General features: G+C 71.0%; 11 protein-coding genes and 2 pseudogenes. 8 read left to right on the forward strand and 5 right to left on the reverse strand.

Annotated features, from left to right (window positions below; genetic code table 11):
• Window positions 1-3 precede the first annotated feature (3 nt).
• The 3 genes from ACGFR9_RS30945 to ACGFR9_RS30955 all read left to right on the forward strand — a co-directional run bounded on the left by ACGFR9_RS30945 (window position 4) and on the right by ACGFR9_RS30955 (window position 3,143).
• Window positions 4-807, forward strand: coding sequence for a DUF3558 domain-containing protein (locus tag ACGFR9_RS30945; RefSeq protein WP_393215035.1), 804 nt, complete (start codon window positions 4-6; stop codon window positions 805-807).
• A gap of 119 nt (window positions 808-926) precedes the next feature.
• On the forward strand, window positions 927-1,760 hold the full coding sequence (locus tag ACGFR9_RS30950) for a DUF3558 family protein (protein ID WP_393215038.1): 834 nt from the start codon (window positions 927-929) through the stop codon (window positions 1,758-1,760).
• Window positions 1,761-1,850: 90 nt separating this feature from the next.
• Window positions 1,851-3,143, forward strand: coding sequence for a DUF2637 domain-containing protein (locus tag ACGFR9_RS30955; RefSeq protein ID WP_393215041.1), 1,293 nt, complete (start codon window positions 1,851-1,853; stop codon window positions 3,141-3,143).
• A gap of 68 nt (window positions 3,144-3,211) precedes the next feature.
• Here ACGFR9_RS30955 and lysS read toward each other — a convergent pair whose 3' ends face one another.
• Window positions 3,212-4,954: a lysine--tRNA ligase gene (lysS, locus tag ACGFR9_RS30960; RefSeq protein WP_393215044.1), complete on the reverse strand. Its 1,743-nt coding sequence runs from the start codon at window positions 4,952-4,954 to the stop codon at window positions 3,212-3,214.
• A 319-nt stretch (window positions 4,955-5,273) separates the two neighbouring features.
• Here lysS and argS point away from each other — a divergent pair, with 319 nt between their 5' ends.
• On the forward strand, window positions 5,274-7,025 hold the full coding sequence (argS, locus tag ACGFR9_RS30965; RefSeq protein WP_393215047.1) for an arginine--tRNA ligase: 1,752 nt from the start codon (window positions 5,274-5,276) through the stop codon (window positions 7,023-7,025).
• A gap of 85 nt (window positions 7,026-7,110) precedes the next feature.
• Here argS and ACGFR9_RS30970 read toward each other — a convergent pair whose 3' ends face one another.
• The 3 genes and pseudogenes from ACGFR9_RS30970 to ACGFR9_RS30980 form a co-directional block, all read right to left on the reverse strand.
• Window positions 7,111-8,013 (reverse strand): SAM-dependent methyltransferase, encoded by a 903-nt coding sequence (locus tag ACGFR9_RS30970; RefSeq protein WP_393215049.1) that lies wholly within the window; start codon window positions 8,011-8,013, stop codon window positions 7,111-7,113.
• A gap of 88 nt (window positions 8,014-8,101) precedes the next feature.
• On the reverse strand, window positions 8,102-9,052 hold the full coding sequence (locus ACGFR9_RS30975) for a hypothetical protein (RefSeq protein WP_393215154.1): 951 nt from the start codon (window positions 9,050-9,052) through the stop codon (window positions 8,102-8,104).
• 693 nt (window positions 9,053-9,745) lie between these two features.
• Window positions 9,746-9,925 (reverse strand): annotated as a pseudogene (locus tag ACGFR9_RS30980) (helix-turn-helix domain-containing protein); the annotation flags it as partial.
• Between the two features lie 189 nt (window positions 9,926-10,114).
• Between ACGFR9_RS30980 and ACGFR9_RS30985 the strand changes: the two are divergent.
• Window positions 10,115-10,855: a DUF4232 domain-containing protein gene (locus tag ACGFR9_RS30985; RefSeq protein ID WP_393215052.1), complete on the forward strand. Its 741-nt coding sequence runs from the start codon at window positions 10,115-10,117 to the stop codon at window positions 10,853-10,855.
• 11 nt (window positions 10,856-10,866) lie between these two features.
• On the opposite strand, the gene hemB is transcribed toward ACGFR9_RS30985, so the two are convergent.
• Window positions 10,867-11,868, reverse strand: a complete 1,002-nt coding sequence (gene hemB, locus ACGFR9_RS30990) for a porphobilinogen synthase (protein WP_393215055.1) — start codon at window positions 11,866-11,868, stop codon at window positions 10,867-10,869.
• A gap of 330 nt (window positions 11,869-12,198) precedes the next feature.
• Here hemB and ACGFR9_RS30995 point away from each other — a divergent pair.
• From ACGFR9_RS30995 to ACGFR9_RS31005, 3 genes and pseudogenes are all read left to right on the forward strand, one after another.
• Window positions 12,199-12,333 (forward strand): annotated as a pseudogene (locus ACGFR9_RS30995) (alpha/beta fold hydrolase); the annotation flags it as partial.
• 17 nt (window positions 12,334-12,350) lie between these two features.
• The gene (locus ACGFR9_RS31000; protein ID WP_393215057.1) at window positions 12,351-13,310 is read left to right on the forward strand and encodes a D-2-hydroxyacid dehydrogenase family protein; all 960 of its coding nucleotides are present in this window, start codon (window positions 12,351-12,353) and stop codon (window positions 13,308-13,310) included.
• Window positions 13,311-13,383: 73 nt separating this feature from the next.
• Window positions 13,384-14,577, forward strand: a complete 1,194-nt coding sequence (locus ACGFR9_RS31005) for a hypothetical protein (RefSeq protein ID WP_393215060.1) — start codon at window positions 13,384-13,386, stop codon at window positions 14,575-14,577.
• Window positions 14,578-14,667 lie beyond the last annotated feature (90 nt).

Below are 14,667 nucleotides of genomic sequence, written 5' to 3' on the forward strand. Positions count from 1 at the left end.
AACGTGCAGCGCAAGGCGTACGTATCCGGCGTCGCCGCGCTCCTGGCGGCCGTCCTGACCGGCTGCACCGGCAGCCCGGACGACGGCGGTCAGTCGGACAACTCCAACCCGGGAAGCGCCGATACGGCCACGCAGGCGGCCCAGCCCGGCCGGTACGCCACGCTGCCCGAGCCGTGCGGTGTGGTCGACGGCGCGACGCTCGACCAACTCCTGCCCGGCATCGGACAGATGGCCGACCTGGACAAGCGCGAGAAGGCGTACGCGGGCGCGGCGACGCTCACGTACGACACCGACCGCAAGGTGGGCTGCCGTTGGAAGGTGGAGTCGGCGGAGGCCACCGACCATCTGCTGGTCGACTTCGAGCGGGTCGTGTCGTACGACAACGCGGTCAGCGACGACGCCCAGGCCGGGGAACTCTTCGCGACGAAGCAGTCGGCGGCGCGGCTGCCGGAGCCGGCGGTGACGTCCACGGAGTCCGGTACGCCGTCCACCGACCCTTCCGCCGACCCGAGTTCGCCGGGTTCCGCGTCGCCGGACGCCACCTCGCCGTCCGCTGCGCCGACCGATCTCCAGCCGCGACTGCTGGAGGATCTGGGCGACGAGGCGTTCCTCGACGACGAGCTGGACAGCTCCGGTTCGACCGCCCAGCAGCGCACGGTGACTGTGGCGTTCCGCACGTCCAATGTGATCGTGACGATCGAGTACGCGGAGCAGCCGATGACCGTCGGCGTCGTCCCGGACAGCAAGGAACTGCAGGACAGGGCAAGGAAACTGGCCGCCGAGCTGGCCGACTCGCTGGGCGGCTGAGCCCGGTTCACGGCTCCTTCACCCCCGCTCGCAAAGCACCCGAAGGTGGGCCGCTCGGGTGGCTCACCGCGTACGGTGACCCCTCGGACCCCGTTTTGACCGCAGGGAACACGAGCGTCATGAGTGAAGGAACCATGCAGCGACGAGTACAGCGAGACCCGCGTAACAAGCAGGCGAAGCGTTTCACCCGCGTCCTTGTCTGCGCGGTCGCCGTCCCCCTGGTCGCCGCCGGCTGCTCCTCGGACTCCGGCTCCGGCGACGGCAAGGACAAGGCCGCCTCCGCGTCGGCCTCGAAGTCGGCGAGCCCGTCCCCGACCGTGCGGGCGGCGGCGTACAGCAGGCTTCCGGAGCCGTGCGCGGTGCTGGCCGAGAAGACCCTGGACGATCTGGCGCCGAAGGCGAAAAAGGGCAAGGAGGGCTCCTCGGACGACGTCTCCACCCGGGGCAGTTGCTCCTGGAGCAGCCTGGACAACAACGGGGTGAAGGGTTCGCAGTTCCGCTGGCTGAACGTGTCGCTGCTGCGCTTCGAGTCGGACACCACGCGTGGTGCGGGCGACGAGCTGGCCGAGAAGTACTACGACAAGCAGGTGCGGGACGCCCAGTCCGCCGAGGGTGCGAAGAACTCCCAGGCGGAGCCGGTGAGCGGGACCGGTGACGAGGCGACGGCGGTGCGGTACGACCTGAAGAAGAAGGAAGGCACCTTCAAGCAGCAGACGGTCGTGGCCCGCGTGGAGAACGTGGTCGTCACCGTCGACTACAACGGTGCCGGTCTCGCCGGTGACAGGACGCCGTCCGCGGACGATCTGATGAAGGACGCGCAGAAGGCGGCGAAGGAGGCGGTGGCCTCGGTGACGAAGGCGAACGGGACGGACGCGGAGCCGTCGGAGCCGTCCTCGAAGTCGCCCTCCGCGAAGCCTTCGGCGTCCGCTTCGGAGTCGTCGGCCAGGAGCTGACCCGGCTCCGAATCGGCACCGGCCACCCGTCCACCGCACACATGTGCCACTCTGTTGCGCGCAACAACAGGCAAGGGGAGGGGAGTACGGGTGGCCGCGCCACTACAGCTGACCCGGACGCATCGCGTTCTCATCGGCATGGTCGTCTTCGGTGCCGTCATCATCGCCGGCATCGGGTTCGCGGGTTCGTACGCGGCGGTGCGGGAACTGGCGCTGCAGAAGGGCTTCGGGAACTTCAGTTACGTTTTCCCGATCGGCATCGACGCGGGTATCTGCGTACTACTGGCCCTGGATCTGCTGCTGACCTGGATTCGCATCCCGTTCCCCCTGCTGCGGCAGACGGCGTGGCTGCTGACGGCGGCGACGATCGCGTTCAACGGCGCGGCGGCGTGGCCGGATCCGCTGGGTGTGGGTATGCACGGCGTGATCCCGATCCTGTTCGTGGTGTCGGTGGAGGCCGCCCGGCACGCGATCGGCCGGATCGCCGACATCACCGCCGACAAGCACATGGAGGGCGTCCGGCTGACCCGCTGGCTGCTGTCCCCGGTGCCGACGTTCCTGCTGTGGCGCAGGATGAAGCTGTGGGAGCTGCGCTCCTACGAGCAGGTGATCAAGCTGGAGCAGGAGCGTCTGGTGTACCAGGCCCGTCTCCGTTCCCGTTTCGGCCGCGCGTGGCGCCGCAAGGCCCCGGTCGAGTCCCTGATGCCCCTGCGCCTCGCCAAGTACGGCGTCCCCCTGGCCGAAACGGCCCCGTCGGGCCTGGCGGCGGCAGGCATAGAGCCGGCCCTGATACCCCCGGCGCCGGTTCCGGAGATCGACCCGGCTGTGGGCAGTCGTGCCGCTGGGGCGGCACAGGTGGGCACAGCCGCACCTCAGAGCGAGCAGCGCCTGGAGCTCGAGGGCAACCAGAACCCCGCGGCCTCGAAGGACACGGCCCCGGACCAGAACCAGTGGCTGCACGCCCGCGACCCCCGCACCGTCGAGTACCAGGGCGGCTACGACCCCACGTACGACCCCGACGAGGAGTACGCCCGCTGGTACGCGGAACAGCAGCAGGCGGAGCAGTACCAGGACCAGTACCAGGAAGAGCCCCCGCTCCAGGAGCCCTCTCCGGAGGAGACCGGCAGCTTCCCCATCCCCGTCGTACCCGGCGGCCGCACCCGCGAGCTGGGTGAGGGCGGCGGCACCCCCGACCCGGACGAGGAGGCGTACTACCAGGTGTTCCGTCAGTCGATAGACGGCAGCTACCCCACGCCCCGTGTCCTGGGCGACAACATCCAGGCGACCTACGGCACGACGCTGAACCCGAGCGACCTGAAGACCCTCGCCGAACGCTTCCAGGCCCGCCACACGGCGGAACTGGAAGAGGACCACATCGCCTGAGAGCGGATACGACGGAGGGGGCGCCCGGTACGACACCGGACGCCCCCTCCGTCGTAAACCTGAAGGCCCTACTCCCCGAGCAGCCCCCGCACCCGCTCCTGGCCCACCGCCAGCAGCAGCGTGGGCAGTCGCGGACCCGTGTCCCGCCCGACCAGCAGCTGGTAGAGCAGGGCGAAGAACGACCGCTGAGCCGTCTTGATCTCCGCCGGCAGTTCCTTGGGCGTGGCGTCGGCGGAGAAGCCCGCCTGGACCTTGGGGACGCCGTAGACGAGGTGGGTGAGCCCGTCGAGCGACCAGTTGCCGGCGAGCCCGTCGAGGAGGAGCCGCAGCGACTGCTGTCCCCGTTCGTCGAGCGACTTCAGCAGTTCGGCGTCGGGCTCGGCGCGGACGATGGTGCGCTGGTCGGCGGGGACCTGCGTGTTGATCCAGGCCTCGGCCTTGTCGTAGCGCGGGCGGGCCTCGTCCAGCGAGCCGAGCGGGTTCGCCGGGTCGAGGTCGCTCAGGATGCGCAGCGCCTGGTCGGCGTGGCCGGCGGTGATGTCGGCGACCGAGGCGAGCGTGCGGTACGGCAGTGGGGTCGGCGTGCCGGGCAGCGCACCGCTCGCGGTGCGTACGGCACGGGAGTGGGCGGCGATGTCGGCGGGCAGGGCGGAGCCGTCGGCGACCTTGCCGTCGAGGCGGTCCCACTCGTCGTAGAGGCGCTGGATCTCCTGGTCGAAGGCGATCTTGAAGGATTGGTTGGGGCGGCGGCGGGCGTAGAGCCAGCGCAGCAGCTGCGGCTCCATGATCTTCAGGGCGTCGGCCGGGGTGGGCACGCCGCCCTTCGACGAGGACATCTTCGCCATGCCGCTGATGCCGACGAATGCGTACATCGGCCCGATCGGCTGCTTGCCGCCGAAGATCCCGACGATCTGGCCGCCGACCTGGAACGAGGAACCGGGCGAGGAGTGGTCCACGCCGCTGGGCTCGAAGATCACGCCTTCGTAGGCCCAGCGCATGGGCCAGTCGACCTTCCAGACCAGCTTGCCGCGGTTGAACTCGCTGAGCCGGACGGTCTCCGAGAAGCCGCAGGCCGTGCAGGCGTAGGTCAGCTCGGTGGAGTCGTCGTCGTAGGCGGTGACCGTGGTGAGGTCCTTCTCGCAGTTGCCGCAGTACGGCTTGTACGGGAAGTAGCCGGCGGAGCCGGAGCTGCCGTCGTCCTCGGCGGCGGCGCCGGAGCCCTCGGCGGCCTCCAGCTCGGCCTCGTCGACCTGCTTCTGCTGCTGCTTCTTCGCCGGGGCCTTCTTGGTGCGGTACTGCTCGAGGATGGCGTCGATGTCCCGCCGGTGCTTCATGGCGTGCAGGATCTGCTCGCGGTAGACACCGGAGGTGTACTGCTCGGTCTGGCTGATGCCGTCGAACTCGACGCCCATCTCGGCGAGGGACTCGACCATGACGGCCCTGAAGTGCTCGGCCCAGTTCGGGTGGGGGGAGCCCTTCGGGGCGGGCACGGAGGTCAGGGGCTTGCCGATGTGCTCGGCCCAGGACTCGTCGACGCCGGGGACACCGGCCGGGACCTTGCGGTAACGGTCGTAGTCGTCCCAGGAGATCAGGTGCCGGACCTGGTGGCCGCGGCGGCGGATCTCGTCGGCGACGAGGTGGGGCGTCATCACCTCGCGGAGGTTGCCGAGGTGGATGGGGCCGGAGGGGGACAGCCCGGACGCGACGACGACAGGTTTCCCCGGGGCCCGACGCTCCGACTCCTCGATGACGTCATCCGCGAAACGGGAGACCCAGTCGGTGGTCTCGGTGCTCTGAGCCACGATCGGCACGTCCTTCTTTCTGCTCGAGCAGCCCATACGGTCGCAAGGCTGACCGCCCCATTCTCCCAGCAACGACGGCAACGACGAAAACGCCTTTTCACCAGCGCCCCGAAGGGGCGCGGGACCGTACCGACATGCGGCTCCGCCGCGCGGGCGCGACCGGCCCCCGCCGTCCCGCGGCCGGGCACCTTTCCCCAACGCCCCAGGGGACACGGGCCGCGTCACGGGCACGGCCGGCCACCGGCCCGCGGCCGAGAAAACGGCTTTACCCCCCGTGGGATACTGACCGTGTCTATCTGAACCCACGAGGAGAACGGCACCCACCCCTATGGCCTCGGTCACATCGCTCACCGATCTCGTCAACCAGCAGCTGACGTCCGCCCTCTCGGCCACCCAGCCGGACGCCGACCCGCTGCTGCGACGAAGCGACCGGGCGGACTTCCAGGCCAACGGCATCCTCGCGCTAGCCAAGAAGGCGAAGGCGAACCCGCGGGAGCTGGCCACGCAGGTGGTCGGCGGCATCGTCACCGGCGACGACCTGATCAAGGACGTCGAGGTCTCCGGCCCCGGCTTCCTCAACATCACCCTCGCCGACCGTGCGATCACCGAGAACCTCGCCGCACGGCTGGCCGACGGCGACCGCCTCGGCGTGCCGCTGAAGGCGGACGCGGGCATCACGGTCATCGACTACGCCCAGCCGAACGTGGCGAAGGAGATGCACGTCGGCCATCTGCGCTCCGCGGTCATCGGCGACGCCCTGCGCGGCATGCTCGACTTCACCGGCGAGCGGACGATCGGCCGGCATCACATCGGCGACTGGGGCACCCAGTTCGGCATGCTCATCCAGTATCTGTTCGAGCACCCCGGCGAGCTGGCCCCGGCCGATGACGTCGACGGCGAGCAGGCCATGTCGAACCTGAACCGGGTGTACAAGGCGTCGCGCGCCGTCTTCGACGCGGACGAGGAGTTCAAGGAGCGGGCCCGTAAGCGGGTCGTCGCCCTGCAGTCCGGCGACAAGGAGACGCTCGAGCTGTGGCAGCAGTTCGTTGACGAGTCGAAGGTCTACTTCAACTCCGTCTTCGACAAGCTCGACATGGAGATCCGCGACGAGGAGATCGTCGGCGAGTCCGCGTACAACGACGGCATGCCCGAGACGGCCCGGCTCCTGGAGGAGAGGGGTGTCGCGGTGCGTTCCGAGGGCGCGCTGGTGGTGTTCTTCGACGAGATCCGCGGCAAGGACGACCAGCCGGTTCCGCTGATCGTGCAGAAGGCCGACGGCGGCTTCGGCTACGCGGCCTCCGACCTGACCGCGATCCGCAACCGGGTCCAGGACCTGGACGCGACCACGCTGCTGTACGTCGTCGACGTGCGCCAGTCGCTGCACTTCAGGATGGTCTTCGAGACCGCCCGCCGGGCCGGCTGGCTCGGCGACGACGTCACCGCGCACAACATGGCCTACGGCACGGTGCTCGGCGCGGACGGCAAGCCCTTCAAGACGCGTGCGGGTGAGACCGTACGGCTGGAGGACCTGCTGGACGAGGCGGTGCAGCGGGCGGCCGAGGTCGTGCGGGAGAAGGCGCGGGATCTCACCGAGGACGAGATCCAGGAGCGGGCCACGCAGGTCGGTATCGGGGCCGTGAAGTACGCGGACCTGTCGACGTCGCCGAACCGGGACTACAAGTTCGACCTGGACCAGATGGTCTCGCTCAACGGTGACACGTCCGTCTACCTGCAGTACGCGTACGCCCGTATCCAGTCCATCCTCCGCAAGGCCGGCGAGGTCCGCCCCGCCGCTCACCCGGAGCTGGGGCTGCACGAGGCGGAGCGCGCGCTGGGACTGCACCTGGACGCGTTCGGGGACACGGTCTTCGAGGCGGCGGCGGAGTACGCGCCGCACAAACTGGCCGCGTATCTGTACCAGTTGGCGTCGCTGTACACGTCGTTCTACGACAAGTGCCCGGTGCTGAAGGCGGATTCGCCGGAGCAGGTGGAGAACCGGCTGTTCCTGTGCGACCTCACGGCCCGCACACTGCACCGGGGCATGGCCCTGCTGGGCATCAGGACGCCCGAGCGGCTCTGACTGCCCTGCGTACGACAAGCGAGCGCGGCCCGTCCTTCCCCCCGGGGGACGGGCCGCGCTCGTCCGTCGCTCCGCGGCGGAGGTCTCAGGCCTTCGTGGCGACGGCTCCGTAGACGTTGATGTCGGCGTCGGTCACGTCGTTGATGTCCTCGTAGCGGACCCGTTCGATGGGGTCGAGGCGCTCCAGGTAGGAGTCCTCGGGGCGCTCGGGGACGGGAGCGGCGTGGTCGGGGTGCCAGTGGTGCACGGGGACCACGCCCGGGTCCAGGATGTCCAGGGAGTTCTCGGTGAAGAACCGTTCCACGTCCGCCCGGGTGCGCAGCACGAAGGTGAACCCGCGCTCGGTGTACGTCCGTTGCACTGCCCGGATGTTCTCGGGGTTGAGGTCCTCGGTGAGATGGCTGAGCACCACGCGACTGCCGGAGGGCAGCGCGTCGACGAGTTCGCGCACGATCGGGTAGGCCTGCTCGTCCTCGACGAAGTGCAGGACGGCGACCAGGCACAGGGCGATCGGCTGGTCGAAGTCCAGTGTCTTGGCCGCCTGTTCGAGGATGACGGCGGGGTCCTTGAGGTCCGCGTCGATGTAGTCCGTACGTCCCTCGGGGCCGCTGGTGAGCAGGGCGCGCGCGTGGGTCAGCACCACCGGGTCGTTGTCGACGTAGACGACGCGGGAGTCGGGGGCGACGCGCTGGGCGATCTGGTGCACGTTCTCGGCGGTGGGCAGGCCGGTGCCGATGTCGAGGAACTGGTGAATGCCGTCCTCGGTGACCAGCGTGTTCACCGCGCGGCGCAGGAAGTCCCGGTTGTGGCGCACGTCGAGGAATCCGCGCGGGTTGGCCGCGAGGCCGGCGGCCGCCGCCGACAGGTCCGCCGGGTAGTGGTCCTTGCCGCCGAGGAACACGTCGTAGACCCGGGCCGGATGCGCCTTGCTGCTGTCGATCCGCCGCTGCAGCTCGGCGGGATCCTGACTGAGGGCGTCTCCGGTCATGGGTGTCTCCCTGATGTTCGATCGTCGGGCCGATGTTCAACAACCTAACGTGCGGCCGGACTTGGTGGTGCCCGGTCCGCACGGTCGGCTATTCGAGCGTCGTGGTGCCCTCCGGGACCCACTCCTCGCCGCCCAGCGGGAACTCGTACGCCGGGCGCCCGTTGTTGCCGCTGGTGCGGAAGGGGCGCCCCTTGTCGTCGACGGTGAGGGTGCCGCTGCGGGAGCCGCTGGACCACTCCAGCTCCAGGTACCAACTGACGTCGTACGCCGAGGCGTCGGCGGTGATGTAGTAGATCTCCGGGTCGGATTCGCTCACCTTGAACGGGAAGTCCTGGTGCCCGGCCTCCGGGGTGAGGGCCGGCCGGGCGGCGTCCAGGGCGACGGTGAAGGAACGGGTGGGCACGCCGCCGCCGCAGCCGACGCCGGGGTAGCCCATGGCGAAGTCGTTCCAGGCGAGCGGCGACCGCTTGCCCGCCACCCGCACGGTGAGCCCCTTCACGACCACCGTCTCGTCGCCGGTCCCCTGCACGGTGAGCCGCAGATACTGTTCGTCCGAGGAGACGGCCCCGAACGCGCTGACCCACGCGGGCGCGCCCTGCTCGACGGGCGGCGGCTCGACCTCACCCGCGGGCCTGTTGATCAGATACCGCTGCACGCAGGGGCTCTCCCACACATACGGGTCGGCCTGCACGGTCAGCGGTACGACGTCCGGGTCGCCGTCGTCCGCAGGGGTGCTGGGCGGGTCGGCCGGGGCGCGGGGGGCGTCCTTGTCCTTGGCGGAGGGGGACGCGGAGACCTTGGGGGAGGCGGAGGGCGACGGGGACGCGGTGACGTCCTTGTCCCGGCCCGCCCCGGCATCGAGGGTCGCGGCGCCCACCGGGTCCTTCCGGTCGCCTCCGCCGCCGTCGCCACCGCCGTCCGGCAGCCCCAGAGCAAGCGTGACCCCGCCGAGCACGGCGGCGACGGCGATCCCCGCGAGGACGGCGGTACGGGTACGACGGCGGGGCCGGACACGGGCCGCCCCGGGACCGGTGACCACGGGGACACCGTCGTCCTCCCCGGTCCCGGGGCCCGGACCGTCCTCCCCTGCCGGGGCCCCCACCTCTGAGACCTCCCCCACCGGGATTCCCGCCTCCGGGGCCCCCACCTCCGGAGCCCCCGCCCCAGGGGCCTCCACCTCCGGGATTCCCGCCTCCGGGACCCCCGCCTCTGAGACCTCCCCCGCCGGGGCTCCCACCTCCGGAGCCTCCCCCACCGGGGCTCCAACCCTTGAGGGCCCGGGGGCCGGAGTCCCCGACCTCGGAGTCCCCGCCTCTGAGACCTCCCCCACCGGGGCTCCCGTCCCCGAGGCCCCCACCTCCGGAGCCTCCCCCGCCGGGGCTCCGGCCCTCGAGGGCCCAGGGGCCGGAGTCCCCGACCTCGGGGTTCCCGAACCGGAAGTCCCCTCGGTCGCCGAATCCGGGGGGCCCGCCTCCCGGCTCACCCCCTCCACGCGCTCGGCGTCCGCCTGCCCGGATGCCCACTGTCCGTCCGCCGAAGGGTCGCCTGCCGAAGGGGCGCCGCCCGCTTCCCGCCCCCCGGCCGCCGCATCCGCCCCCGGCTCGCCGGCAGGCGCAGGCGCGGGCGCCCCCTTCCGCCCCCGTACCGCGTCCGCCAGCACCCAGCTCCGGTGCAGTGCGACCAGTTCCTCGGGGCCGGCCTTGCACAGCCGGGCCAGCCGTTCCACCGGGGCGTACTCGTTCGGTACCGCGTCGCCGTTGCAGTAGCGGTGCAGGGTCGACGTACTCATATGGAGCCGTTTGGCGAGCACCCCGTAGCTCAGCCCGGACCGTTCCTTCAGCGCCCTCAACCGCGCGGCGAACTCCGCCGCTGCCGTGTCCCGCGACACCGTTCCTCCCACCCCGTATCCCATTCCACCGTTCCAGGGAACGTTCGTTTCCCCAGGTCAACAGTGGTTCGAGCGTTCCAGCGTCCCGGATGGTCCGTCAGGCCTGGCGGTCGGGACGAATCACCGGACAAGCTCTGGTCATCCAAGCACGCCGCTCCCGGTCACCGGTCGAGCGGTAGTGCCGAACCCCTTGTCGACGCAAAGGAATTCGCCATGCGCAAGTCCCGCATCCGTCTGTTCGCCGCCACCGGTGCCGCCCTCGCCGCCCTCGCCCTCACCGCCTGTGAGGACGGCACGGGCACCGAGGACGAAGGCGCGGGCACCGGCACGTCCCAGCCGAGCGCGTCGGCGACCACGGACACGCCGTCGGACTCCGCCAAGGCCCCCTCGAAGGAGGACACCACCGCGAACGACCCGGCCCAGGCCGGCGGGGGCAAGAACGGCGGAAACAAGGGCGCCGGAGGCTCCGGCACCGGCACCGGCACCGGCACCAGCACCGGAGACAAGGACGACAACGCCCCGGAGAACCGCGTCTCCTGCAACGGCTCCAACACCACCGTCGACGCCCGCCCGGTCCCCCGCCCCGTCAACCACATGCTGATCACGGTCAAGAACTCGGGTTCGAAGACCTGCGACCTCACCTACTACCCGGTGCTCCGGTTCGACGAGATGCAGTGGGTGCCGCAGCCGATCGAGGCGTCGAAGCCGCAGGCCGTGGTCACCCTCGCACCGGGCGAGACGGCGTACGCGGGTGTGCTGCTGTCGGCCGCCGACGGCAGCGGCGACGGCGGCGACACCGCCCACAAGCTCACCGTCGCCTTCCAGGGCAGGACCCCGAACAGCGACGGCGGCCCGTCGGCCGTCCCCGGCCTGCCGGCGGACGGTGTGTACTACGACAGCAGCATGGCGGTGACGTACTGGCAGCAGTCGATGGCCGACGCACTCACCTACTGAGCCCGCCGCACCTACTGAGCGGCACCCAGCCTCTGGGCCACTTCGGTGGCCCAGTAGGTGAGGATGTTGCGCGCCCCGGCCCGCTTGATGCCGGTCAGCGCTTCGTGGATCGCCCGGTCCCGGTCGATCCACCCCTTCTCGGCGGCGGCCTCGATCATCGAGTACTCACCGGAGATCTGGTACGCCACCACCGGCACGTCCACCGAGTCCGCGACCCGCGCGAGAATGTCCAGATAGGGACCCGCCGGCTTCACCATCACCAGGTCGGCGCCCTCCTCCAGGTCGAGCGCCAGTTCGCGCATCGACTCACGGACGTTCGCCGGGTCCTGCTGGTACGTCTTGCGGTCGCCCTTGAGCGAGGAGCCGACGGCCTCTCGGAACGGGCCGTAGAAGGCGGAGGCGTACTTGGCGGTGTAGGCGAGGATCGCGACGTCCTCACGGCCGATCTGGTCGAGGGCGTCGCGGACGACGCCGATCTGCCCGTCCATCATCCCGCTGGGGCCGACGATGTGGGCGCCCGCGTCGGCCTGGACCTGGGCCATCTCGGCGTACCGTTCGAGCGTGGCGTCGTTGTCGACGCGGCCCTGCTCGTCGAGGACCCCGCAGTGCCCGTGGTCCGTCGTCTCGTCGAGGCACAGGTCGGACATGACGAGCAGGTCGTCGCCGACCTCGGCGCGTACGTCGCGCAGGGCGACCTGGAGGATTCCGTCCGGGTCGGTGCCGGGCGTGCCGACGGCGTCCTTCTTGGACTCCTCCGGCACGCCGAACAGCATGATCCCGGAGACCCCGGCCGCCACTGCCTCCGCCGCCGCCTTCTTCAGGCTGTCGCGGGTGTGCTGTACGACGCCGGGCATGGCCTCGATCGGCACGGGTTCGCTCACGCCCTCGCGGACGAAGGCCGGGAGGATGAGGTCGGCGGGGTGCAGCCGGGTCTCGGCGACCATGCGCCGCATGGCGGGGGTGGTACGCAGACGCCGGGGCCGCGTGCCGGGAAAGGATCCGTACGTCGTCATACCACTACGCTACGCCCGCCCCTCCCATGCGTTTGCCGACGCGGAGTCGGCCCGCGCCGCGCGCCGCAAGGCTTCCGCACCCCGCACCCCGCGCGCCGCACGGCTTACGCACTCCGCCCAGCCGCGGGCAGGCGTGCCGCAGGGCGGCACGGGTGGGCGCGACGGCACCCCGCCGGCGCCGGGCTGCGCGACGTCCCCCCGCTCAACAGCCACCCCGGGTGCCTGCTGGACGGGCGTGGGCGTGCGCCGGCCCCGCTCAAGGGGGTGCCGCTGCGCCCACCCTCCCCCATCGCCCCAGCGGCACGACTGCCCGCAGCTGCAGCGAGTGCGGCGGACGGCCCGTTCCCCGGCGCGGACGGGCTGACGGCCGCGGGTGTGTCGGTGGTGCCGGTCCCCGACTGCGGGCACACCATCATGCTGGACAATCCGGAGGCGTTCGCCCGAGCCGTGGCGGAGGCACTGGCCCCTTGGGAAGGACTGCTGTGCTGCTTCGCTGTGCCGTGCTCGACGACTTCCAGAACGTCGCCACCACGATCGCCGACTGGAGCCCCCTCCGGGACCGAGTGGAGGTGACGCCCTTCACCGAGCACCTCACCGATGAGGACGAACTGGCCGCGGCTCTCGCGGACTTCGACATCGTGGTGACCCTGCGCGAGCGTGTCCCCTTCCCCGCCTCCCTGCTGGACCGGCTCCCCCGGCTGAGGCTGATCGTCGCGTCCGGCATGCGCAACTCGGTCATCGACTACGCGGCCGCCGAGCGGCACGGTGTCACGGTGTCCGGCACCCAGAGCTTCCCCACCCCGCCGGTGGAGCTGACCTGGGCGCTGCTGCTCGGACTCGCCCGGGGCCTCGTCACGGAGAACAACGCCCTGCGCGAGAACGGCCCTTGGCAGTCGACGGTCGGCGCCGACCTGCACGGCCGCCGGCTCGGTCTGCTCGGGCTGGGGAAGATCGGCAGCCGGGTGGCGCGGGTCGGGCTCGCCTTCGGCATGGAGGTCACGGCGTGGAGCCCGCACCTCACGAAGGAGCGTACGGACGAGGCGGGCGTGGAACTCGCTCCCTCCAAGGAGGAGTTGCTCAGCACGGCCGACTACGTCTCGCTCCACCTGGTCCTGGGCGACACCACCCGGGGCCTCCTGGCCGCCCCCGAACTCTCCCTGATGAAGCCGACCGCCTACCTGATCAACACCTCCCGCTCGGCCCTCGTCGACCAGGACGCACTGCTCCCGGCACTGCACGAGGGCCGTATCGCCGGAGCGGCGGTGGACGTCTTCGACACGGAACCCCTCCCCGCCGACCACCCGATGCGCACCGCACCCCGCCTCCTGGCGACCCCCCACCTCGGTTACGTCTCCCACCTCAACTACCGCACGTACTACACCCAGGCGATCGAGAACATCGAGGCCTACCTGTCCGGCACCCCGATCCGCCGTCTCGGCTGAGGTCGCGGGGCGCTAGAATGTACATGTCGGCCTTCGGCGCCCGCCCCGGCGGAAGCGTCCGGAGGCTTTTTTCATGCCATCCGACACTTCCTCGCCCACCACCTACCGCGCCCTGCTCCGCAACCGGGAGTTCGCCGGCCTGTACGTGAGTTTCACGCTCACGGTCGCCGCGAGCACGCTGTCGGGCTTCGCGCTCGCCACGCTGGTCGACCGGCGGACCGGCTCCCCGTTCCTGACGGCCGTGAGCATGTACGGCGCCACCTTCGCGACCGTGCTCGGCGCGATGACGCTGATGTCGGTCGCGGACGGGAACCGCCCCCGCCGCACCCTCGTCGCGCTCCAGTGCGTCTCGCTGCTGGGCGTGGCCGCGCAGGCGATCCCCGGACTCCCCCTGACCGCCCGCTTCGCCCTCCTCCTGGTCCTGGGCTTCTTCCAGTCCCTCGGAACTGGCACCCGCATGGGCCTGCTCGCCGAGGTCGTGCCGGCCACCGCGTACGTCACCGCCCGTTCCCTGATGAACATCACCTCGGGCGGCACGGCCGTCCTCGGCTACGCGCTGGGCGCCGCACTCCTGCGCCACCTGACCCCGCAGGAGGTGTTCCTCACCGCGACGGCCCTGACCGGCGCGGGACTGGCCGTGGTCGCGGCGACCGTCCGGGACCACTCGATCCGCCCGCCCCGCCGCCCCGGCCTGCGCCAGACCTGGACCACGAACAGCACCCTCCTGTCCCGCGGGGGCCCGCGCGCCCTGCTGCTCAACCTATGGGTCCCCAACGGCCTGATCGTCGGCTGCGAGGCCCTGTTCATCTCCTACGCCCCCGGCCACGCCGGAATCCTCCTGGCCGCAGGCTCCGCGGGCATGCTCCTAGGCGACCTGACCGTGGGCCGCCTGCTCACCCCCGCCGCCCGCGCCCGCTGCGCGTTCCCGCTGCGCCTCCTCCTCGCCGCCCCCTACCTGCTGTTCGCCCTCCACCCACCGCTACTCCTGGCGACGACCGCCGTGTTCCTCGCGAGCGCCGGTTTCGCCGCCACGCTCCCGCTCCAGGAACGCCTCCTCGCCGTGACCCCCGCCGAGGTCCACGGCCAGGTCCAGGGCGTCGAATCGGCCGGCCGCATGACCTGGCAGGGCATAGGCGCGGCACTGGCAGGCGCCCTGGCCCAGTACGTCACCCCGGCCACCACCATCACCGCCCTGGCCGCGACATCGATCGCCCTCACCCTCGCCTCCCGGCCCTACGTGCGAATGACGATTGCGGGCGGTGTGTAACAGGGGTAACAGCGGCGTAGCAGCAGACAGTTGGACGAAACGCGCCTCTCACCGGCCTCCTCTTGAAGGTCAGAAACGCCCGACCTACAC

This window comes from Streptomyces sp. NPDC048584 (assembly GCF_043199595.1).
Taxonomy (GTDB): Bacteria; Actinomycetota; Actinomycetes; order Streptomycetales; family Streptomycetaceae; genus Streptomyces; species Streptomyces edwardsiae.

Coding starts and splice junctions, on each gene's coding strand:
- ACGFR9_RS30950 (WP_393215038.1), top strand. CDS start 927: ATGAGTGAAGGAACCATGCAGCGACGAGTACAGCGAGACCCGCGTAAC.
- argS (WP_393215047.1), top strand. CDS start 5,274: ATGGCCTCGGTCACATCGCTCACCGATCTCGTCAACCAGCAGCTGACG.
- ACGFR9_RS30970 (WP_393215049.1), bottom strand. CDS start 8,013: ATGACCGGAGACGCCCTCAGTCAGGATCCCGCCGAGCTGCAGCGGCGG.
- ACGFR9_RS30985 (WP_393215052.1), top strand. CDS start 10,115: ATGCGCAAGTCCCGCATCCGTCTGTTCGCCGCCACCGGTGCCGCCCTC.
- hemB (WP_393215055.1), bottom strand. CDS start 11,868: ATGACGACGTACGGATCCTTTCCCGGCACGCGGCCCCGGCGTCTGCGT.
- ACGFR9_RS31005 (WP_393215060.1), top strand. CDS start 13,384: ATGCCATCCGACACTTCCTCGCCCACCACCTACCGCGCCCTGCTCCGC.